Origin of the sequence: Anaeroplasma sp. (assembly GCF_034179385.1) — a bacterium.
Taxonomy (GTDB): domain Bacteria; phylum Bacillota_I; class Bacilli_A; order Acholeplasmatales; family Anaeroplasmataceae; genus Anaeroplasma.
This window is the reverse complement of record NZ_JAXFPY010000097.1, coordinates 1-21,017: the sequence shown is the minus strand read 5'-3', so window position 1 is coordinate 21,017 and position 21,017 is coordinate 1. Positions and strand designations below refer to the sequence as shown.

Sequence of the window (21,017 nt, the reverse complement as noted above, 5' to 3'; positions counted from 1 at the left end):
TTATATCACAAAACACAACGCCATACAACACATACAACACATTTTTTTCAAAATTTGACAAAAAAATAAGAGGAATTATATACATAGTATATAAAATCCTCTAAAAGTACTGTTTTATTGGCTTACAAGTGTCGAAAACCCGGAAATAAATTGAGATAAGATTTATTTGTTTTTGAACTTTAACGGTTCTCTAAAATTATCACATGAGTTATCTATTTCATAGTATGAGAATATTTAGCGTGAATAACCTTGTTTTTTCTAAAAACTTCGTTATAATTATGTATAGAGGGATAACAATGAAAAAGCATTTTATTTCTATATGTTTCTTATTATTTATATTAGTCTCTTGTGGAAAAACTCCACAGAGAATATGTTTTATTGAAGAAGAGAATAAATTTGATGATTCAAGTGTATTGATTTTTGGATAAAGAAGAGGAACATTTTACAGTTCTATAAAACCGGCAAGTGTCTGGTTTTTATTGACAACAAAATTTTCGATTGGTATAATAAGGCCCTAAGGGATAATTATAAAATTTGGGAGGCGGGAAGTATGAATCCACAAGAGATAAAAAAGATTGAGAGTATTATCCAATATGAATTTAAAAACAAAAAGCTTTTAGAGGAAGCATTTTTAGTTGAACCAGAACCAGATAATGAGGTTTATTCCTCTGAGGTTTTTAGAATTCCAGGTAAAAGAGCTATTAATTTTGCCCTAACCCATATTGTTTTAAACCGATTTGGAGAGTTAAAGGATGAAGGCTATGGCCTTATTACGGATAAGGATAGCGTAAATTATATTTTAAATAATTTATATACTAGAGATGTATATGCTAGAAATATTCAAATTCTAGGCTTAGAAGAATTCCTATACATTCCTGAGGAGGATGTATATGATGATATGACAAGAAGATTATTTGAATCCCTAGTTGGTGCTGTAACCATTGATTCTGGTTGGGATTTACAGGTAATCACTCCGTTTGTAAGCTTTTTATTAGATTGTGATTTCTATTTAGAATATGGATTCGAGGATATTGATGCTCATTATGTTGCTAAAATATATAATTGGTGTGTGGAAAATAATAAATCCTTCCCTGTATATCGATTCCAAATGGAGGATAATAAGCCAGTTTGCAAGGTTAAATTTGGACCTACAATTGTAACTGGAGTTGGTAAGAGTAAAACATTAGCGAAGTTTGATGCAGCTAAACAGGTATACCAAATGCTTATTGATGGTGGATATATTATAGAAAGAGATGAGGAAGGCTATATTATTGGTGAATTAAACATGACACCAGATGAAGCAGTAAATTATCTAGATAGCCAGTTTAAGGAAGGCGCTATTGGAGAAATTTCTTACACTTCGGCAGCAGATTCAGAAAAAGGATATATCGGTATTTGCAGTGTAGATGGTAATGATTTTACAGCCTATGCTTCAGATTTTGATGAGGTATTAGCTATGAAAAAGGCTGCCTATAAAATGGTTAGACATTTACTTGGATATAGAAATAAAGATATTTAAAAAACCCTTTAAGGGTTTTTCTTTTGACCTTACTGTAGTATAATTAAAATAGTTTTTTAAAGAAGGTATCTTATAATGCAAGAATGGCAAATTGTAGTGATTGTCCTATCCGGACTCATTTTATTCTTCATAATTTCATATTGGATATCCATGCATTTCTTGTTTAAAATTATGTTTAAACGTATGAAGAAGGAAGTGTTACTTACGGATATCGATTTATCCAAAACACACTATAAGCCATTTATGAATATGGTCATTAAAAATATGAACATATTTTCTATGATCCCATATTATAAGGTTTCTATCACATCTTTAGATGGCCTAAAGCTATATGGAAGGTATTATAAAAATAAAGATTCAAAGAAAACTTTAGTTTTCTTCCATGGATATCATGCAGATCCACTCAATAATGTTAATACACCAGGCTTAAAGTTTTTGAAGGATGGCTATAATCTATTATTAATTACAGAAAGAGCTCATGGGAATAGTGAGGGGAAATATATTACCTTCGGTGTAAAGGAAAGTGAGGATGCTATTCTATGGTTAGATTTCTTAAATAAGGAATATAGTCCAGAGGATATAGTTCTTTGGGGTGTATCTATGGGTTGTGCTACTATAGAAATGGTATCAGATAAGCTACCTATCAATGTAAAAGCTTTAATCCTAGATTGTGGATTTACAGGTGCTTATGAAGAGGTTTATTATTCGATTCAAAGAAAACTTAGAATAAAACCTAGACTTACTATGGTCTTTATGTCTTTATATGCTAAAATTCATGGATTTACTTTAGAAAAATCGAAAGCCAAAAATGCATTAAGGAATTGTCATACTCCATCATTTTTCATTCACGGAAAGAATGATGTACTGGTTCCATTATCTATGGGTAATGAAAATTATAATGCCTGTGGCGCTAAGAAAGAACAAGTCACAATTGATGCATCTCATGCGGTATCCATTTATGTTGGATATGATGAAATTATGAAGAAATTAGATGCATTCTTAAGTGAATATGTAAAATAAAAAGGCCTTTTGGCCTTTTATTGCGTTATATAGATGGAATTTCCATCGCTTTCTACATGAATATCTCCCTTATAGGTATGATAAACACTCGCATTTATTTTATCTAAATAGCTTAAAACAATTTCATCTACAGGTTCATTTTCTGTATCGGTGATGATGGCATATTTAGGTGAAATCTTAGAAATAAATTTATCGGAATTATCCTCAACTCCACCGTGGTGAGGCATCTTTAATAAATCGGATTTTAGGTCTAATTTATTTAATTCCTTAATTCTATGTTTTTCTGCATCCCCTGGGAATAGATAGGATGTATTTTTATATACAGCCCTTACACAAAGGGATGAATTATTACTTGGGCTATTATCATAGCTTGTTAATAATGGAGGGTAAATGGTATAGGTTGTATCATTTACATTAAAGCTTAGATTTTCCCTTACCAGAAGAGGAGTAATATTCTTTTCCTTTAATGCATCTTGATAGGCTCTGATTTCTTTAGATGTTTTTACGAAATAGGTTTGGTATATTTGCTTAACATCATAGGTGGTTAATAATTTAAAAGCCCCACCGACATGGTCCTGATCAAAATGGGAAAGTATTAAATAATCTATTGTTTTTATATTTAATTTTTTTAATCCATCTAAAAAATAATCACTCGATTCTTCTGTACCTGTATCAATGATGATATTGGTGTTTTTATCCTGAATTAATATGGCATCTGCATTACCTACATTGAAAAATGTAATTTTAAAATCACATTCACCCTTGCATGAGGATAAAAGAAATAGAGGAAGAAGAAGTAAAAATGAGAATATTTTTTTCATAATTTGCCTCCTTTTTTCTTTATTATAATACAAAACGATAAATAGAAAAAGAAAAAATGGCAGCGCCATTTTTTACTTTGAATTTAATATTTGTGTTAAGTATTCCTTTTCGATAGATAAATCTTTTGAGATTTCTGTACCGAAATAATATGCTGCACAAAGACCAGGTCCAATGTTAATTCCGTTTTGTGGATGAACCGTATTAACGATAACCTCCTTTGGAGCGAATTTCTCTTCAATTCTCTTCTTTAATTCTAAAGCCTGCTTTTCTCTTGCAGTTTGAGCAATGAAGATAATTTGATCCTTTGGATCTAGAATGGTCTTTTCTATGTATTTGATACAAGCATCGAAGAATGCTTGATCACCCTTAGTCTTAGCTAAAACACTAGGTAATCCTTCATAAGAGAATTCAGCCATAGGCTTAATTCCAATCATTTGGCCCATGAAAGCCTTTGGCTTAGAGATTCTACCCTTCATTGCAACGAAGGATAAATCGTCTAAGAAGCCCATCTGGTGGCATCTTGATTTATTTTCTTCAACCCATTTAGCAACACGATCAATATCCAATCCCTCTTGACGCTTCATTGCAGCTCTTACAACGAGTAAGCCTAAGCCAGTAGAATAACGAAGAGAATCAATGACGATAATCTTTCTATCTGGATATTCTGCCTGTAATTCCTCTTTAGCCTTAAGTGCGAAATTATAGGTTGCAGATAATCCTGTAGAAATCGTAATAACTAATAAGTCATTTCCCTGATCTAGGTATTTTTTATATTCCTCTTTGAATTCATCAATAGAAGCAGGAGCGGTGGTGTATAAGGATTGCTTCGTCTCAGGGTTAAAATTCTTTTTTTCCTTAACATCCTTATAGAATTGCTCAGGGGTTGTGAAATCCCATTCAAGTGTAGTACGTCTTTCTGTACCATCAGGTAATGTCATATGTCCCATGACATATTCAATATTAAATCTTTCTCTTAATTCCTTTGTTAAGTCACAAGCGGAATCAGATAAAATTACAAAACTCATAATTCTAATATCTCCTTTGTCTTGAAATCCTTACTTATTGTATCAAAAATCAAATCCTTTGTAAATGAGATATGTTTGTCCTTTGTTTACAAAGGACTCTCTTTTTAGTATAATTTAAAATGTTAGAGTATGTCTAATAGAGGTTGATTATGAGGACAATGAAATTAGATGGAATTTTATTCCGTAATATGTGCAAGGGTGGACTTGATGCAATTCTTGCGGTTGAAAAGAAAGTAAATAGTTTAAACGTATTCCCTGTACCCGACGGGGATACAGGTACCAATATGAAGCTTACCCTAGAGCATGGTGTAAATGATTCTTATTTAGAAGAGAATATTGGCGCATTCTCTAAGACGCTTGCTAGAGGAATGCTTTTAGGGGCAAGAGGAAATTCTGGGGTTATTCTATCCCAATTATTCAAAGGAATTTCAAAGCATTTAAAGAATTTTGATGCGATTAGTGCTATCGATTATAAGGATGCCTTAATTGAAGCATATACTACTGCCTATAATGCAGTTGTAAATCCTACAGAGGGTACGATACTTACGGTTTCTAGATTAGGTATTGAAAATATTAAGGATAGAATTACAAATTCTACCTCCTTCGAGGAATTGTTTGAATTATATATAGCATCTATGAAGGACGTATTAGAGGAAACACCTGAAATGCTTCCTGTATTAAAGGAAGCAGGAGTACTTGATTCTGGTGGTGCAGGCTTAATTGCTATATATGAGGGTATGAATGCTATTCTTTTAGGCAAGGAGGTTCCTCATGTTTTATCCGTAAGTGATAAAAAGAAGGAAAATCGTCCCCTATTCGATGAGAATTCTATTTTAGAATATGGCTACTCTTTAGAATTTATCTTACAGCTTCAGAAAACCAAATGCGATATAGATTCTTTTGATTTAGATTCCTTTATTTCCTTCTTGAAGGAGCATGGAGAATCCATTGTAGCTTTGAAGGATGAATCTATTGTTAAGGTACATGTGCATACAATGAAGCCTGGAGATATATTAAATTATGCTCAAAACTACGGTGAATTTGTTTCCCTAAAAATGGATAACATGTCCATAGAGCATAATGAGGTTATAAAGGAGGCAAAGGAAAAGCTTCCACATAAGCATATTGCCTATGTTATTGTAGCTCAAGGGGAAGGCTTTAAGGAATTATATAAGGATTTTGGCTGTGATGTCATCTTAGATGGTGGAAAGACTATGAATACTTCTGCAGAAGAATTCCTAAATGCCTTTGATATCATTGATGCAGATGAAATTATTGTTTTACCAAATAATAAAAACATTCATCTAGCTGCGGAGCAAGCGAAAAATATTAAGGATAAGGATCATATTCATATCTTACATACGAATTCCTTAGTAGAAGGCTATTTCGCACTTTCCTTAATGGATACAGTAGATGAGAATATCGATACCAATCAACAATTAGAGAATATGATTAGTGGCATTAAAAGTGTACATACCTTTGGCGTCACTATGGCCGTAAAGGATTCTAGCTATAATGGAATAAAGATTCAAAGAGGAGAATTTATTTCTGTTTTAGATGGAAATATCATCTATACCTCAAAGGAAAAGAAGCTTGCTGTAGAAGAAGGACTAAAGCTAATTTCAGATATCCGGGATAAGGAAATCATCATCTTATTTAAAGGAAAGAATTTAGATGATGATGAGGCAGATGATATTGTTAGTGTATTAGAAGAAAATTATCCGAATGCCCAGGTGGGTAGAATTGATGGAGATCAGGATACCTATGGTGTATTAATTGGTATTAGTTAAAGTATAAAAGGGGAACTATATGATAACTGTATACATTTATACAACAGGTTCAGTAAAAGAAGTAGAATTACCTCTGAATTTAGATAGTCATTCAAATATTTATACACATAAGAATGCAAAGGCACTATCTAGATATAGCTATTATTTATTAACTGAGAAATTAAAAGAATTTGGATATGATCCTACATTAATTACCTTTGATAAAAAGGGGAAGGGTGTACACCCACATATTTCCTTTTCTATATCCCATTCAAAGGATTATATTGCCCTTGCGATTCGAAAGGCCTCTGTTGGTGTTGATGTTGAGGAAATCGTGATGGATGAGAAGCTCAATTTAGCTTTTAAAATTTTAACCGATGAGGAATATGATATCTTTGATCGAAAGCTCGATAAAAATGGGTATTTAACAGAAAAATGGACACAAAAGGAAGCCTATGGAAAATTTTTGGGAATAGGTCTTACCAATTCTGTTTTAATGACTACGGTAGATGGCTTTTCCTTTAATATTAAAGGGGCAGTAGTATCTGTTTATCCTAAAGAAAATGTATTGATGTATTATAACGAAAGAGAGATTAGCTAAAATGGAAAATATCAACAAGGTCGTAAAGACAAGATGCTTAGCCCTTATGAATTCTAAGAAGACGTTTTTAGATATTTTTAATGTAATGTTTTCTACCGATGATTATATTTTAGGTGAATGGAACGATGGGTATAAAATCAATTCTATAACCTATCTTGAGGCTAAGAAAAAAATATTTGATTTGGCCTATTCCATAAATCAAAAATATCCAGATTTGAAGAATCAATACGTTGGTATTGCGATGGAATCAAGCATAGAATGGGTTTTATCCTTCTGGGCAATTCTTGCCTCAGGCAACAAGCCCTATTTGGTGAATTTAAGACACCCAAAGGAGCTTGTCAATCATTTACTGAAAAGCTTAAGTGTTGAATATGTTATCGAATTCGATAGTAAAGGCTATGATGCAAAAGGGATTTCCTATTTAGAATTAAAGGAAGAGGCAAAGGATTTTACACCAACCTTTCAAGATGAAATGGCACTATCTACAAGTGCAACAACCTTAAAGGAAAAAATTATATTCTATAATGGCTTAGAAATATCCTCACAAATCTTAAATTGTAAGAAAATATTAGAGGAGAATAAGCAGATTAAAAAGCATTATAAGGGTAGACTTAAGCAATTAGTCTTCCTACCTCTATACCATATTTTTGGCTTTATGGCTACCTACATGTGGTTTTCCTTCTTTGGAAGGACTATGGTATTTTTAAAGGATTATTCTAAGGATGCTATTCTTTATACAATAAAAAAACATGAGGTTACTCACCTCTTTGCTGTGCCTTTATTTTGGAATACCATTGAAAAGGAAATCCTTAAGGGCGTAAAGGAAAAGAATAAGGAAAAGAAATTTAATAAGGGCTTAAAGCTATGTATAGCCCTTCAAAAAGCTTTCCCTAATTATGGTATTAAAAAATCTAAAAAAATTATGCACGAGGTAACGGATTCCCTGTTTGGTAAATCGGTATTATTCTGTATTTCTGGTGGATCCTATATCAAAGAGGATACCTTAAGATTAATCAATGGTCTTGGATATCCTTTATATAATGGCTATGGAATGAGCGAAATAGGAATTACCTCTGTTGAGCTTGGTTCTATTAAGGATAGACTAAAGAATTCCATTGGAAAGCCATTTGAATCTATTCAATATGAAATTAAGGAGAATAAGCTTTATGTAAAGGGGACAAGTATTTCTCATAAAATGAAGATTAATGGGGAATATGTATATACGAATGATCAATATTCCACAGAAGATATTGTAAAGAAGGATAAGGATAATCGCTATTACATATTAGGTAGAGGTGACGATTTATTTATTGGACCAAATGGAGAAAATATAAACCCAGATCAAATTGAGCTTTTATTCCATTTACCTAAGGCAAATCGTTATTCTGTTTTAAATATTGAAAATCAATTAACCTTAGTTATTGAAATATCTAAATATTTATCTAAGGATACTATAGTAGAGATTTATAATGATGCATGTGAATGCAATAATAAGCTTGATTCTTCCTTAAGAGTATCTAAGATTTATTTTACATATGATCCAATTCAAGCAGAAACTGCAATTAAGGTGTCTAGACAATATTTGCTAAAGCAATTCGAAAATAAGAAGGTTACCTTAGTTAAAATAGATGAAATTCAAAAGAAGAATCCGAATGTTATCGTAAATCAAGAAATCCTAGATTTTATTATAAAATCCTTTAAAGAAGTTCTAATGGTAGATACTGTATCTAAGGATTCAAATTTCTTCTTTGACTTAGGTGGATCATCTTTGGATTATTTTTCGCTTATTTCCTTGTTGAATCAAAAGTTTAATATTAATATTACCTTTGAAAATGAAAAGAATTACCATACCCCTTTAGATTTAGCTTTAGAAGTAGAGAGGTTACTTAGCCTATGAAAAGATTTCTCGTTTGGATTTTCTTTTGGATAGGCAAAATCACCTTATGGCCTATACAGTGGATTTATTTTAGGAAAAGAGTATATTATGAGGATAAAAAGACAACATCAAGAAGAATCAAAGGTGGTGCTCTTATTATTTCAAACCATAAGGGACTTATGGATTTTCCTATGTCTATGTTTATATTTCCATTTCACAAGCTTTATTGCTTGATGAGTGAGCTTGTTTATAATCATGGTAAGTTTTTAGCTCATTTAACCAATATTGTAGGTGGTATAAGAGTAGATCGTAAAAATTATGATTTTGGATTTATGAATAAATCCTTAGAATTGCTTGAAAAAAAGAAATTGCTCATTATCTATCCAGAGGGTAGAGTTGAGGTAAGTGATAAGACCTATCCCTTTCATCCTTCCTATATTTTAATTGCACTTAAGAGTGGTGCACCAATTATACCTATTTATACGGATGGAAAATATAAATTTAAAAATAGGTGTCATGTCGTTATTGGTAAGGCAATTTATTTAAGAGATTATTGTAATAAAGAAAACCCTACAAAGGAAGATATTGAAAGCCTAAATCAAATGATTCGATCTAAAATTAGAAGCCTAGAAAAAATTTGCAAATTAGGTATAGCTAAGGATAAATATGCTCATGGCTTTCAATTTAAATACCTTATTAAGGATTTAGGTAGATTATTAGCATTCACCATGAACATTCATTTTAAAACGAAGGTCTATAACAAGGGTAAGCATAAAAAGAATTTAAAGATTAAGGGTGGAGGCGTTATTGTTGCAAACCACTCAAGCTTTATGGATCCGTTAGTTTTATTAAATGTATTCTGGCGAAGAAGAATATATATATTAACTGCTGAGGTGGTCTTTGATGGACACCCACATAGGGCTTGGCTATTAAATCAATTAGGCTGTGTAAGGGTGGATAGAAGAATTAATGACATGGAAGCTATTGAAAAATGCTTAGATATCGTTAGAAGTGGTAATTTAATTGTCGTATTCCCATCAGGACATATCGATCAATATGGCCAGGTTGATGAATTCAAGGGAGGCGCTGCCTTAATGGCAATGGAAGCCCATGTACCGATTTATCCACTTTATTTAGGCCCAAGAACCTCTAAGCTAGGAAGATGTCCTGTATGGCTTGGAGAAAAGATCGATGTTGAGGCTATAAGGACTAAGGATAAATTAAATAAGAATGATTTAAATACAATATCTGAAATTCTATATAAGGAAATTAGAAAGCTTGAAGCAATTGGATTAGAGGAGAAGAAATAATGGCAAAATGGAGCTTAAGATGCCCAATAGAGGGAGATATCATAAGGGTATCTATTGGAAATAATATGCATCATTATGGTATTTATGTTTCTGATTCCTGTATTATTCAATATGGATTAGCTTCTGATATTTTTAAAAATAGCAGCGAGGTATCTATTCAAGTAGGCACAATAAAGGATTTTATTGGGAATAAATATATTGAGGTTAGAGAATATAGCATTATAGAAAAGCTTAAGAAAAACAGCAAAGAAAAAATTATAGAAAAAGCCAAGGCAAGAATTGGCGAAAAGAAATATAATATATTAAATAATAATTGTGAGCATTTTGTAAATGAATGTGTTTTTAACAAACACGAAAGTTTAGAGGCTAAACAATATTCGGAGAATCGGCGTTGATTCTCCGTTTTTTTGAATAAAATTTCATAAAATTAAATATTTACCCAACAAAAAATGCGTGGTAAAATTTATACATATAAGAGGAGGAAGGATTATGATTCGAATTGGTATTTATGGTTATGGTAACCTTGGAAAGGGTGCAGAGGCTGCAATTAAAAAGAATAGCGATATGGAGCTCGTAGCAGTATTTACAAGAAGAAACCCTAAGGATTTAGTAATTGCAACAGAAGGTGCAGAGGTAGTAGCATCTAGTGATATATTAAAATATAAGGATAAAATTGATGTTTTAGTTCTTGCTGGTGGTTCTGCAACGGACTTACCTAAGATGACACCTATGCTCGTAGAAAACTTCAATGTAATTGATTCCTTTGATACACATGCAAATATTCCAGCTCATTTTAAAAATGTAAATGAGGCTGCCTTAAAGAGTGGTCATGTTGGATTTATTTCTTGCGGATGGGATCCAGGTATGTTCTCCCTAAATCGTGCAATTATGAATGCAATCCTACCCGACGGTAAGGATTATACCTTCTGGGGTAAGGGCGTAAGCCAGGGACATTCGGATGCGATTAGAAGAATTGAGGGCGTTATCGATGCAAGACAATATACAATTCCAGTTGAAGAGGCACTTGAGGCAGTAAGAAGTGGTAAGAACCCAGTTCTTACAACAAGAGAAAAGCACAAAAGAGAATGCTTTGTCGTAGCGGAAGACCCTAAGGAATACGAAAGAATTGAGCGTGAAATTAAGGAAATGCCGAATTACTTTAGTGATTATGACACAACGGTTCATTTCATTTCCCAAGAGGAATTAAAGAAAAACCATAATGGTATTCCTCATGGAGGATTTGTTATTCGTAGCGGTGAAACCTCAAATGGTGTAAATCATGTTATTGAATATTCCCTAAAACTGGATTCAAACCCTGAATTTACAGGTTCTGTTCTCATTGCCTACGCAAGAGCTGTTTACCGCATGGCAAAAAGAGGAGAGGTTGGCGCAAAAACTGTATTTGATGTTGCACCTAAGGATATTCAAACAGTATCCTATGAAGATTTATTAGCTCATACATTATAAAAAGAGGCCACTAGGCCTCTTTTGCATACTCACCCAAGGATTTGAATTCAAATCCTTTTTTCTTTAAATATTTAATAATCTTTTCAATCTTTCTCAAGTAGCTTTTTCTTCCAATTCTTATGAAAAGCCATTCTACAAATTTTAAATTCTTTAGCTTAGGTACTTTATTTTTAGAAACCTCATACGGATGAACATAAAACATATAGCAATCGGTATGTCTTATACATTTTTTAATGTAATATTTAATGACAAACCAAGGAACAAGCCTTATATAGCCACCACCAGAAACAGGTAAATGTCCGCTATAGGCACGAACTCGATTTGGGGTAATTTCAAAGAAATTATCCTTTTTAAAGCATAAGCGATTTAATCGTTCATAGGATTCTAAATCCACCTTGCCAGAATTGATGGCTAAATGGAAATTTAAGCTAGAAGAATCATAGGTAAAACCATTTCTTTTTAATACTTCAATATAAGAATCTAAAATGCCGAAGCATGGGGCTCTATAGCCCTTTATTTCTGTATGGAATTCTTGTTCTAGGATATTCTTTGATTTAACAATATTTTCTTCAAAGGTTTTTTCGTTCATGGAAAGAGGAGATTCATGGTCATAGCCATGTAGGGCAAGCTCATGGCCATTTTCTATGGCCTTTATTAAATAAGGCTTTGCCAGCTTTAGGCTTGAGCATAGAGTGAAGAAGGTACCCTTAATATTATATTTATCTAATAAATCAATATATCCCTTCATGGATTCCTCTTCTGAGTATTCCTCTTTGTATTCTATCTTTTTTCCTTTAAAGCATTCAATATCATAGAAGGATTCTACATCCATTGTCATAAATGCATATTTCATAGATTTCTTTCCTTTAGGAAGGTCTTAATCTCCTCATCATATCTTTCTTGATTATTAATTCTTATATGTGAATGAGCACCCTTATCAAACCAGACAAGCTTCTTATCGGATTTACATAAATCATATAGATAGGTAGCATATTTTGGCAAGGAGAAGATATCCTCCTTAGAATGAATCATTAAAATTGGCTTTTTTAATTTCTTTATTCTAGCCTCTGGCTTAATTCTTAATTGATTCGCTCCTGTATGGAAATAAATAGCAATCATAACTAAGAAGGATAAGAAGGAGGACATTGGTGCCCCCTCAGCCTTCATATGCGTTTTCATTGTCGCATGAAAGCTTTTAAACATACCATCTGCCGTTAATCCTAAAACATAGGGCGGACAGCTTTTATCTGTAATGGCGTAAAGGCAGGTTGCAGAGCCAATGCAAATACCATGGTAATAAATTTCCTCTTGGTGGAATTTATCATGGATGAATCTTGTCCAATCTAATAGATCACGAGCTTCCTTGATGCCGCAAGTTGAATATTTACCATCGGAAAGTCCATGGGCTCTAGGATCGATAACTAAAATATTAAATCCAGCATCCTGGTATGGCTTTGCAAAATAATAGGTATATAATAAGGATTCTGTTCTACCCTGATGGATAATTGCACATTTCTTATGCCCAAAATCAAAGAATTGCCCAACCAAATGCAATCCATCATAGCTTTCTAATTCAACTTCCTGGATATATTCTTTATTTTCCATACCCCATTCTTCACCAATTCTATACATTTCTACTTGCTCAGCATTATCTGGTGCAGAGCAGGCTCTTCCCCACATTTCCTTATTTTTTCTAACTAATTGCTTCTTATATACCTTAACTGCAATAATATAAAAGGGTAATATAAATGTAAAGAATGTTAAAAGTAGAATAGATACAAATATTATTAATATGATTAACCAAGGCTCCATCAGAAATTCTCCTTCCTCAAAACAAATATATATTACAATACTTTTACGCTCATTGCAAAGAAAAAAGAAGCTCTAACGCTTCTTTATAGAATATCTTAATATGTTGCTTGATTTATGATATATGGTAGAAGTATTGCATAGAATACAATAATCGAAATAATTCCTATAGCTATTGTGGCGATATTTAATCCAACTCCAATATCTGCTTTCTTTCTTTGAAGAATACTTTTTTGCCCTAAACAAGAAAGAACTAATCCTTCAATTCCAATAGATAATCCTAGAATAGGAAGGAAGGCTAGGACAAGTCCAACAATTCCAGATACAAATCCTACAATTGCGAATGCTCTCCAAGGTCCTCTAGGTTCTTTAATTTCATTTACTTCTGTTTGTTCCATAAAATTTCTCCTTTATAAGAATTTGAATACATCAATTTACTAAAAAATCTCTACTCCTATGGATATTATAATCTAAAATTATCTTTTTACAATAAAAATGATTTTTGAAAATCTTTTTAAGGTGTAAATTCGAAAAACGATTTATATTTTTCTTATTTCAATTTTAAAGCATATATAAATAGAATATAGAGGGCTCATGTCCTCCCTTATTTGTTAGAAAATTACGACATGGAATGAAAAATAATTTTTCTTATGCTATAATGGATATACACATGGAGAACAAGATATGGAAGCAAAAGAATTAATTATAGTAATTCCGGCATATGAGCCCGATCATTTATTGCCTGAATTAATTGATAAGCTAAATGAATATTTTCATGGACATAAAATGATTGTTGTCAATGATGGATCTTTGAATAAGGAAGAATTATTTAAGGAAGTAGAAGAAAAGGATAATGTCATTTTATTAAATCATGAGGTAAATATGGGGAAGGGTGCTGCCTTAAAAACAGCCTTTAATTATATTAGAGAATTAAAGGATTCCTATATTATCGTTACTGCAGATAGTGATGGACAGCATAAGCCTGAGGATATTTATAGAGTATATAATTTCTATAAGAAATATAATAAGGGATTAGTTTTAGGCTCTAGAAAATTTGATGGAGATATCCCAAAAAGAAGTGCCTTTGGCAATAATTGTGCAAGATTCTTACTTCAGTTATGCAATGGTATAAGGTTAAATGATACACAAACAGGCTTAAGGGCTTTTGGTAGCGATTTAATTCCTTTCCTATTACAAATTAAGGGAAATAGGTATGAATATGAAATGGATATGCTATCCCTTGCTAAGCAAAGATCCATTCCGATTCATGAAATTGCTATAGAAACGATTTATATTAATAATAATTCAGGATCTCATTTTAGACCTGTAAGAGATTTTTCTAGAATTTGTAGTGTTATATTAAAATATACATTACCTTTATTTATCTCTATCCTCTTTTATATTGGAGGATTTATATTCTTATATTTCCAATTTAAAAATCATGAACAGTTGAAGGATTATAATTATATTATTGCCCTTGTTGGAAGTGGAATATTTGCAGTACTAGCCCATTATTTGATGAATGCCTTAGGTATTTTAAATGGAAACCCATATGTATTTAAGAATAAAAGAAGTGTTGCTTATTACCTATTAGGATCTATAGTCGTTTTAGGATTAACCATTGGAACATCCTATGCATTTCGCCTATTTATTCCATTTTGGTGGTTATCTTTTGGATTAGGGTTACTTGTTCCTTTTATATTACTTGTAGTTTGGGTTTATTTCTTTTCCATGAAATCGAAATTATTTGAGGACTAATATATGACAGAGAAGACAGTAAAAAAGCTTATTCAAGCTGCTGGTATATTTGCAGATCCTGCTGCAGGGCCTACCATTGCACTCTTTATGAATATTTATGATAAGGCCTTCTCAAGATATGAAAGACCAGATTATAGTTTATATCCTGGTCTTTATTGCTATAGCAGAGTGGATGATGAATTTAAAAGAAAGGAAATATCCTTTTATGATAAGAATATTAAGCTTCAAGGATATTATTATGAATGTGAAAATCCATTAGGTATTGTGATTACTGCCCATGGGCTTCATAGTGGGGCAGATGATTATATTCCGATTCAAAAGTTTTTCTATGACCATTCCTTCAATGTATTTTCCTTTGATTACAAGGGAACCTATTCATCTGAAGGAGATTCTACAGTAGGTGCATGTGAGTCACTTGTGGATTTAGATTTAGCTATAAAATTTGTGAAGGAAAATCTAAATTTTAAGGGATTACCACTATTTTTATTTGGTCATTCCTGGGGTGGATATGCATGCCTTGCAAGCCTTGCCTTACATAAGGATATAAAAGCCTGTGCTTCGGTATCTAGTATGGTAGATGGTCATACGATTATTAATGATAAGGCTAAGGAATATGCAGGTAAGATGCATTATTTGACAAAGCCATATATTGTAGTTTACCAAAGATATCTATTTAAAAACTACGTAGATTATGATGCTATAAAGGGGATTAATGCAACAAGTGCACCTGTTTATATTGCTCATGGAACTAGCGATAAGGTTATCAATTATTATGAGCAAAGTATATTTTCAAAAAAGAGCGAAATTAAAAATCCGAATGTTACCTTTTACCAGGGTTTAGGGTTTCATGGGGACCATAATGATATCTTGTTATCTATAGATGCTATAGCTTACCGTCATGAGGTAGAATCTATGCTCAAGCTCTTAGAGCATGATAAAGGTAGCTTAAGGGATGAGGATAAAAGAGAATTCTATAAAACGATTGATCATAAAAGATATTCTAGTCCGAATTTGGAAATAATGTTACCAATTTTACAGATGTTTTTAAACGCTTTAGATAAAAAATGATTTTTTGTGGTAGAATAGACGAAATTGTTTTTGGAGGGATAAAATGATTAATGAAAAAAGCTTCCTACTTGGTAATACAGGTAGTGCAATAAGAGAATTATTTGAATATGGTAAAAAAAGAAAGGAAATCGTCGGAGAAGAAAATGTATTTGATTATTCTATTGGTAATCCATCCATTCCATCTCCATCGATTGTTAATGAAACATTAATCAAGCTATTAAAGGAAAAGGAGGCAACCTCTTTACATGGATATACCTCTGGTGTAGGTGATTTAAATGTGAGAAGAGCTATTGCAGATTACATCAATAAAACCTATGGAGTAAAGGAAAAGCCTGAGCTTATTTATATGACCTGTGGTGCTGCAGCTTCCTTAACGATTACCATGAACGCTATATTAAATGAAGGAGAAGAAATTATAGCACTCGCTCCATTCTTCCCTGAATATAGAGTATTCTGTGAAAAGGCAGGCGGAGTACTTAAGGTAGTACCTTGTAATACAAAGGATTTCCAAATTGATTTTGATGCTTTAGATAAGGCAATATCGAATAAAACAAAGGGAATTATTATCAATTCCCCAAATAATCCTACAGGTGTTGTATTTAAAGAGGATACGATTGTAAGATTAGCTAATTTATTAAACAAGAAGCAAGAAGAATTTAAGCATGAAATTTTTATAATTTCTGATGAGCCTTATAGAGAATTAGTATATGATAAGGACACTGTTGTACCTTATGTAACAAAATATTATAATAATACGATTGTATGCTATTCCTTCTCAAAATCGATTTCCTTACCCGGCGAAAGAATTGGGTATATTTTGGTTGGAGAAAAGATGAAAGATGCCATAACGGTTTATAAGGCTATCGCTGGAGCGGGTAGAAGCTTAGGCTTCGTATGTGCACCTGCATTATTCCAATATATGATTCCATCTATTTTAGGATATACATCCGATTTAAGTGTATATAAGAAGAATAGAGATGTATTATATAAGGCATTAACGGAATATGGCTATGAGATTGCCTTCCCGGATGGCGCATTCTATTTGTGGGTTAAGGCATTAGAGGAGGATGCAAATCAATTTGCAGAGCATGCAAAGAAATTTGAATTATTATTAGTTCCATCCGATTCCTTTGGAATGAAGGGCTATGTAAGAATTGCATATTGCCAGGATCCAAAAATGATTGAAAGGTCTCTTCCTGCATTTAAAAAGCTAATTTTAGATTATAAAGGATAATATATGGAAATAAAAAATATAAATTCTATTACAGAATTTGCGTTCTTTAAAATTAAAAGAAGCTTATTTCATTTTATCCTAACGATTATAGGCTTAGCACTATTATATTTCTTCATTTTAGAATCTATATATCACCTTGAGTGGATTAAAAATGGATTTCTTGAAATTGAAAATAAGAATTTTGCAAGTGCATTCTTTTATACGTTTATCGTAGTATGTATCGCAACATCCTTAGGCTTAGTATCCTTAGATATATATCTTATCGTCATAATGATTAAGGAATATAAGAAAATTAAGTATTATAGAGAGCCTAGATTTTCTATTATTGAAAGAAGAGAATTCGAATATGATTATAAGCTTTGGCAAACTGCGCTAAAGAATACATTTCATTCTCAAGCTATAAAAATGAAAATTGGTAATGAGGAGAGGATTTTTAAAAGTCCCATTATTTTTACAAACAGTAAAAGAATAGGACTTTTTAGGGTGCCAAAAATATTACAAAGCCATTCCTATGTAAGAGGAAAATGTGAAATAGGATATGATTCTTTGAAGGATGAGGCAATCATTCTTTCTATCGTTGAATAACCGAGTTATAAAATCGTACTGTGTTGGTACGATTTTTATTGACAACTTGATTTTTGTGTACGATAATAATGTTGTAAATGAATAAACCTTTATCAATAAGGGAGTAAAAAACCAGATTTATCTGGAATGTTGACTCGTCAAAACGATAAGTATTTATCCGGGCACATTGAAATTTTGAGACTTATGATGCAAGCTGTGTCATAGGTCTTTTTTTTGGAAATATGACATGAAAGAGGAATTCATTTTTACAAAAATAATTGCATTTAAGGAGGGGTATAATTTATGAATGCATTAATGTTTTTATTGTCTACAGGAGAAGTTGTAGGCCTTGTAATCGGACTATCCGTTTTCGTGATTTTATTAATCATATTTTTTGCATGCGGCTATGTTAAGGCTGCACCAGACACTGCAATCATCATTTCAGGTGCTGGAAAGAAGAAAATCTTAATTGGTAAGGCTGGATATAGAGTACCATTCTTTCAAAGATTAGATAAACTTTCTTTAAGAGTTTTCCAGGTTGATATTAAGACAGATGAGGCTATTCCTACATCAAACTTTATTAATATTCGTGTAGATGGTGTTGCAAACCTTAAGATTTCATCGGATCCAGCATTATTAGCTAGAGCAGCTGAGTCTATCTTAAACATGAAGGAAGATGAATTAATCAAGCAGGTTCAGCAGGTTTTACAAGGTAATATGCGTGAAATCATTGGTACTGTTGATATCAAGAAGCTAGTACAAGATCGTCAGGGTGTTGCAACTTCTGTTAAGGAAAATGTTGTTCCTGATATGGCTAAGATGGGTATTGAGGTTGTTAATTTCAACATTCAATCCTTCTCGGATGACAACCATGTAATTGAAAACCTAGGTATCGATAATATTTCTCAGATTTCTAAGGATGCAGCTATTGCTAAGGCAAATGCTGAAAGAGATGTTACGATTGCTAAGTCATTAGCTGAAGAAGCAGCGAACCGTTCTCGTGTTGAGGCGAATCAAAAGATTATTCAGCAGAATACAGAATTAAGCTTAAAGCAGTCTGAATTAAAGCAAAAGACAGATACTGCAAAGGCTACTGCGGATGCTGCATATGCCATTGAGGAGCAAAAAAGACAGCAGGAAATCAATATCGCTAAGATCAATGCGGATATCGCAAAGCGTGAGCGTGAGGTTGAATTAGGACAAAAGGAAGTAGAATTACAGGAAAGAAAGCTACAGGCTACAATCAACAAGCAAGCAGATGCGGAAAAGTATGCTAAGGAGCAGGCTGCACAGGCTGACCTATTCGCACGTCAGAAGGCTGCAGAGGCTAAGAAGTATGAGCTTGAGCAGGAAGCTGAAATGCAAAAGATTAGAGCTGAGGCTGAAAGAATCGCAAGACAGAAGGCTGCTGAGGCATTAAAGTATGAAGCGGAGGCTAAGAAGCAGGCTGCATTAGATGAGGCTGCAGGTATTGAGGCTAAGGGTAAGGCTGAGGCGGATGCAATCTTAGCTAAGGCAGAAGCTATGAAGCAGTATGGTGAGGCAGCAACATTACAGTTAATCTTAGATTCTAACGTATTACCTGAAATCGTTAAGGCATACAGTGAGCCAATGGCAGCTGCAATGAGCCAGATTGATTCTATTACAATGTATGGTGAAGGCAATACTGCGAAATTAAATGAAGAAATTACTCGTAATGGTACTCAAATTTTTGCAGGTCTTGAAAAGGCTACAGGCTTAGATATTAAGTCTTTACTTGCTGGTTATTTAGGTGGAAAGCTAATCCATAAGCCACAAGCAAAAGTAGAAGAGACAGAACCATCAAAAGAAGCTAAGACTAAGTAATGAACATAAGCATTACAAACACCAAAATAGAAAAGAATCCACTTGTTCTATTAGAGATTCGTATAAAGAAATTGCTGAAGCAGAGTAAATTATAGAGGGCTGTAAACGCGAGTTTACAGCCTTTCTTGTTTTTTGCTGAAATATATGTTAAAATAAAAACCTATGGAGGTTTTATCATGAGAATTAAAAAAATGTTCATTGTCCTATTTTTCATATTCTTTTTGACATCTATTTCCTCCTGCAAAGAAATTGATATAGAGCTTGCTCATTTAGATTATAAAGAAATTGAAATTGAAAAACCAAATTTTGACGTTCCCAAAAGAAATACCAAAGATGAGGTTACCTATTCTGATTTATTTAATTTAGGTAATCAGGTTTCCATTTCGATTGAAATGGAGGATTCTGAATTAAATAAGCTTCAAAAGGATTATGAATCCTTTGTAGAAACGAAATATAAGCCTGAGATTTATCGTCACTGTAAAAAGGTAACCATTACATTAAAAAATTATGATCATACATTCACATGGGAGTTTTTGGATGTTGGCATTCGTCAAAAGGGAAATACCTCAAGAGGTCCAATATTATACGATGGTAAAATAGCTTCCTTAAATCATTTTAAATTATCCTTTGATGAGACATTTGATGATGCTCTATATGGAAATGAAAGAGTGGATTGGAGCGGGAAAACTCGCGAGTATAATGAAAGAAAAAACCGAGAATTTTTAGGTTTATCTGGCCTTGATTTAAGATGGAATAAGAATTTTGATTCTACTCATTTAAGAGAGATTTACGCAAGCTATATGTATCAAGCCTCTGGTCTTATTAGTCAATATATGGGACTATCTATATTTAATATTAAGCAAATTGATCAAAATATAGATTATAAAATGGGCGTATATTTCATTTATGAGCCTGCCTCAAAGTCTATGATTAAAAGACACCTAACCGATAAAAAAATATACAATTTTGGCACTTGGGATGAGGAAAAGAATGGAAGCTTTGGCGTTCCTGGTTCTAAATATGGTGATCTGTATAGATGTATGTGGAGTGCGGATTTGTCCTATGATAAAATGGTTGGGGATTTCGTAGGTGTAGAAACAAAGGACCATTATGTTTATTATGATAGAAAAACGAATAAGGATGCCATCTATGATGACATTTTATTAAAAAAATGTGGTACCGCTGTAAGCGAGGGGAATTATAAGGATATATCCAATTATTTGGATGTAGAATATTTTGCTAAAACAGAGGCGGTAAGCTGGCTTTTAGGTAACCCAGATGATTTTAGAAATGATATGAATAATACTATGGTATATGCTAGAAGATTGGA

At 32.7% G+C, this 21,017-nt stretch carries 19 protein-coding genes; 14 read left to right on the top strand and 5 right to left on the bottom strand.

Annotation, left to right across the window (positions count from 1 at the left end):
* The first annotated feature begins 550 nt into the window (after nucleotides 1-550).
* A complete protein-coding gene (locus SPJ17_RS06615) occupies nucleotides 551-1,519 on the top strand; it encodes a hypothetical protein (RefSeq protein ID WP_321093874.1) in 969 nt (322 codons plus the stop codon).
* Between the two features lie 183 nt (nucleotides 1,520-1,702).
* A complete protein-coding gene (locus SPJ17_RS06610) occupies nucleotides 1,703-2,539 on the top strand; it encodes an alpha/beta hydrolase (protein WP_321093872.1) in 837 nt (278 codons plus the stop codon).
* A 17-nt stretch (nucleotides 2,540-2,556) separates the two neighbouring features.
* On the opposite strand, the gene SPJ17_RS06605 is transcribed toward SPJ17_RS06610, so the two are convergent.
* Both SPJ17_RS06605 and SPJ17_RS06600 read right to left on the bottom strand, forming a co-directional pair.
* Nucleotides 2,557-3,360, bottom strand: coding sequence for an MBL fold metallo-hydrolase (locus SPJ17_RS06605; RefSeq protein WP_321093870.1), 804 nt, complete (start codon nucleotides 3,358-3,360; stop codon nucleotides 2,557-2,559).
* A gap of 72 nt (nucleotides 3,361-3,432) precedes the next feature.
* The gene (locus SPJ17_RS06600) at nucleotides 3,433-4,386 is read right to left on the bottom strand and encodes a DegV family protein (RefSeq protein ID WP_321093868.1); all 954 of its coding nucleotides are present in this window, start codon (nucleotides 4,384-4,386) and stop codon (nucleotides 3,433-3,435) included.
* A 149-nt stretch (nucleotides 4,387-4,535) separates the two neighbouring features.
* Here SPJ17_RS06600 and SPJ17_RS06595 point away from each other — a divergent pair, with 149 nt between their 5' ends.
* The 6 genes from SPJ17_RS06595 (at nucleotide 4,536) to SPJ17_RS06570 (ending at nucleotide 11,409) form a co-directional block, all read left to right on the top strand.
* Complete coding sequence (locus tag SPJ17_RS06595) at nucleotides 4,536-6,176, top strand: DAK2 domain-containing protein (RefSeq protein ID WP_321093867.1); 1,641 nt, start codon at nucleotides 4,536-4,538, stop codon at nucleotides 6,174-6,176.
* 19 nt (nucleotides 6,177-6,195) lie between these two features.
* Entirely contained in the window at nucleotides 6,196-6,756 is a 561-nt protein-coding gene (locus tag SPJ17_RS06590; protein ID WP_321093864.1) for a 4'-phosphopantetheinyl transferase superfamily protein, read from the top strand.
* Between the two features lies 1 nt (nucleotide 6,757).
* Nucleotides 6,758-8,653 (top strand): AMP-binding protein, encoded by a 1,896-nt coding sequence (locus SPJ17_RS06585; protein WP_321093861.1) that lies wholly within the window; start codon nucleotides 6,758-6,760, stop codon nucleotides 8,651-8,653.
* Entirely contained in the window at nucleotides 8,650-9,942 is a 1,293-nt protein-coding gene (locus tag SPJ17_RS06580) for a lysophospholipid acyltransferase family protein (RefSeq protein ID WP_321093859.1), read from the top strand. Before SPJ17_RS06585 ends, SPJ17_RS06580 begins: the two co-directional genes overlap by 4 nt.
* Nucleotides 9,942-10,337 carry a lecithin retinol acyltransferase family protein gene (locus SPJ17_RS06575; RefSeq protein ID WP_321093856.1) on the top strand — a complete coding sequence of 132 codons (396 nt, stop codon included), beginning with the start codon at nucleotides 9,942-9,944 and terminating at the stop codon, nucleotides 10,335-10,337. The genes SPJ17_RS06580 and SPJ17_RS06575 overlap by 1 nt, the downstream gene beginning before the upstream one ends.
* Before the next feature lie 94 nt (nucleotides 10,338-10,431).
* Nucleotides 10,432-11,409 (top strand): diaminopimelate dehydrogenase, encoded by a 978-nt coding sequence (locus SPJ17_RS06570; protein ID WP_321093854.1) that lies wholly within the window; start codon nucleotides 10,432-10,434, stop codon nucleotides 11,407-11,409.
* 10 nt (nucleotides 11,410-11,419) lie between these two features.
* Here SPJ17_RS06570 and SPJ17_RS06565 read toward each other — a convergent pair whose 3' ends face one another.
* The 3 genes from SPJ17_RS06565 to SPJ17_RS06555 all read right to left on the bottom strand — a co-directional run bounded on the left by SPJ17_RS06565 (nucleotide 11,420) and on the right by SPJ17_RS06555 (nucleotide 13,616).
* Nucleotides 11,420-12,262, bottom strand: coding sequence for a DUF3473 domain-containing protein (locus tag SPJ17_RS06565; RefSeq protein WP_321093851.1), 843 nt, complete (start codon nucleotides 12,260-12,262; stop codon nucleotides 11,420-11,422).
* Entirely contained in the window at nucleotides 12,259-13,221 is a 963-nt protein-coding gene (locus SPJ17_RS06560; RefSeq protein ID WP_321093850.1) for an alpha/beta fold hydrolase, read from the bottom strand. Before SPJ17_RS06560 ends, SPJ17_RS06565 begins: the two co-directional genes overlap by 4 nt.
* Nucleotides 13,222-13,316: 95 nt before the next feature.
* Nucleotides 13,317-13,616 (bottom strand): hypothetical protein, encoded by a 300-nt coding sequence (locus SPJ17_RS06555; RefSeq protein ID WP_321093849.1) that lies wholly within the window; start codon nucleotides 13,614-13,616, stop codon nucleotides 13,317-13,319.
* A gap of 286 nt (nucleotides 13,617-13,902) precedes the next feature.
* Between SPJ17_RS06555 and SPJ17_RS06550 the strand changes: the two genes are divergently transcribed.
* From SPJ17_RS06550 to SPJ17_RS06525, 6 genes are all read left to right on the top strand, one after another.
* Nucleotides 13,903-14,976, top strand: a complete 1,074-nt coding sequence (locus tag SPJ17_RS06550; protein WP_321093846.1) for a glycosyltransferase family 2 protein — start codon at nucleotides 13,903-13,905, stop codon at nucleotides 14,974-14,976.
* Nucleotides 14,977-14,979: 3 nt separating this feature from the next.
* Nucleotides 14,980-16,044 (top strand): alpha/beta fold hydrolase, encoded by a 1,065-nt coding sequence (locus tag SPJ17_RS06545; protein WP_321093844.1) that lies wholly within the window; start codon nucleotides 14,980-14,982, stop codon nucleotides 16,042-16,044.
* 43 nt (nucleotides 16,045-16,087) lie between these two features.
* Entirely contained in the window at nucleotides 16,088-17,278 is a 1,191-nt protein-coding gene (locus SPJ17_RS06540) for a pyridoxal phosphate-dependent aminotransferase (RefSeq protein WP_321093842.1), read from the top strand.
* A 3-nt stretch (nucleotides 17,279-17,281) separates the two neighbouring features.
* The gene (locus tag SPJ17_RS06535; protein ID WP_321093840.1) at nucleotides 17,282-17,863 is read left to right on the top strand and encodes a hypothetical protein; all 582 of its coding nucleotides are present in this window, start codon (nucleotides 17,282-17,284) and stop codon (nucleotides 17,861-17,863) included.
* Between the two features lie 282 nt (nucleotides 17,864-18,145).
* Nucleotides 18,146-19,687, top strand: a complete 1,542-nt coding sequence (locus tag SPJ17_RS06530; RefSeq protein WP_321093837.1) for an SPFH domain-containing protein — start codon at nucleotides 18,146-18,148, stop codon at nucleotides 19,685-19,687.
* A gap of 176 nt (nucleotides 19,688-19,863) precedes the next feature.
* Nucleotides 19,864-21,017: CotH kinase family protein (locus SPJ17_RS06525; protein WP_321093834.1), on the top strand; the 1,154-nt coding region annotated here is incomplete at its 3' end.

Bases quoted from the DNA above. Each gene is read 5' to 3' on its own strand.
- SPJ17_RS06550 (WP_321093846.1), top strand. From the start codon at position 13,903: ATGGAAGCAAAAGAATTAATTATAGTAATTCCGGCATATGAGCCCGAT.
- SPJ17_RS06530 (WP_321093837.1), top strand. From the start codon at position 18,146: ATGAATGCATTAATGTTTTTATTGTCTACAGGAGAAGTTGTAGGCCTT.
- SPJ17_RS06615 (WP_321093874.1), top strand. From the start codon at position 551: ATGAATCCACAAGAGATAAAAAAGATTGAGAGTATTATCCAATATGAA.
- SPJ17_RS06535 (WP_321093840.1), top strand. From the start codon at position 17,282: ATGGAAATAAAAAATATAAATTCTATTACAGAATTTGCGTTCTTTAAA.
- SPJ17_RS06600 (WP_321093868.1), bottom strand. From the start codon at position 4,386: ATGAGTTTTGTAATTTTATCTGATTCCGCTTGTGACTTAACAAAGGAA.
- SPJ17_RS06590 (WP_321093864.1), top strand. From the start codon at position 6,196: ATGATAACTGTATACATTTATACAACAGGTTCAGTAAAAGAAGTAGAA.
- SPJ17_RS06605 (WP_321093870.1), bottom strand. From the start codon at position 3,360: ATGAAAAAAATATTCTCATTTTTACTTCTTCTTCCTCTATTTCTTTTA.
- SPJ17_RS06560 (WP_321093850.1), bottom strand. From the start codon at position 13,221: ATGGAGCCTTGGTTAATCATATTAATAATATTTGTATCTATTCTACTT.
- SPJ17_RS06540 (WP_321093842.1), top strand. From the start codon at position 16,088: ATGATTAATGAAAAAAGCTTCCTACTTGGTAATACAGGTAGTGCAATA.
- SPJ17_RS06595 (WP_321093867.1), top strand. From the start codon at position 4,536: ATGAGGACAATGAAATTAGATGGAATTTTATTCCGTAATATGTGCAAG.
- SPJ17_RS06580 (WP_321093859.1), top strand. From the start codon at position 8,650: ATGAAAAGATTTCTCGTTTGGATTTTCTTTTGGATAGGCAAAATCACC.
- SPJ17_RS06565 (WP_321093851.1), bottom strand. From the start codon at position 12,262: ATGAAATATGCATTTATGACAATGGATGTAGAATCCTTCTATGATATT.
- SPJ17_RS06610 (WP_321093872.1), top strand. From the start codon at position 1,703: ATGAAGAAGGAAGTGTTACTTACGGATATCGATTTATCCAAAACACAC.
- SPJ17_RS06570 (WP_321093854.1), top strand. From the start codon at position 10,432: ATGATTCGAATTGGTATTTATGGTTATGGTAACCTTGGAAAGGGTGCA.
- SPJ17_RS06575 (WP_321093856.1), top strand. From the start codon at position 9,942: ATGGCAAAATGGAGCTTAAGATGCCCAATAGAGGGAGATATCATAAGG.
- SPJ17_RS06555 (WP_321093849.1), bottom strand. From the start codon at position 13,616: ATGGAACAAACAGAAGTAAATGAAATTAAAGAACCTAGAGGACCTTGG.
- SPJ17_RS06585 (WP_321093861.1), top strand. From the start codon at position 6,758: ATGGAAAATATCAACAAGGTCGTAAAGACAAGATGCTTAGCCCTTATG.
- SPJ17_RS06545 (WP_321093844.1), top strand. From the start codon at position 14,980: ATGACAGAGAAGACAGTAAAAAAGCTTATTCAAGCTGCTGGTATATTT.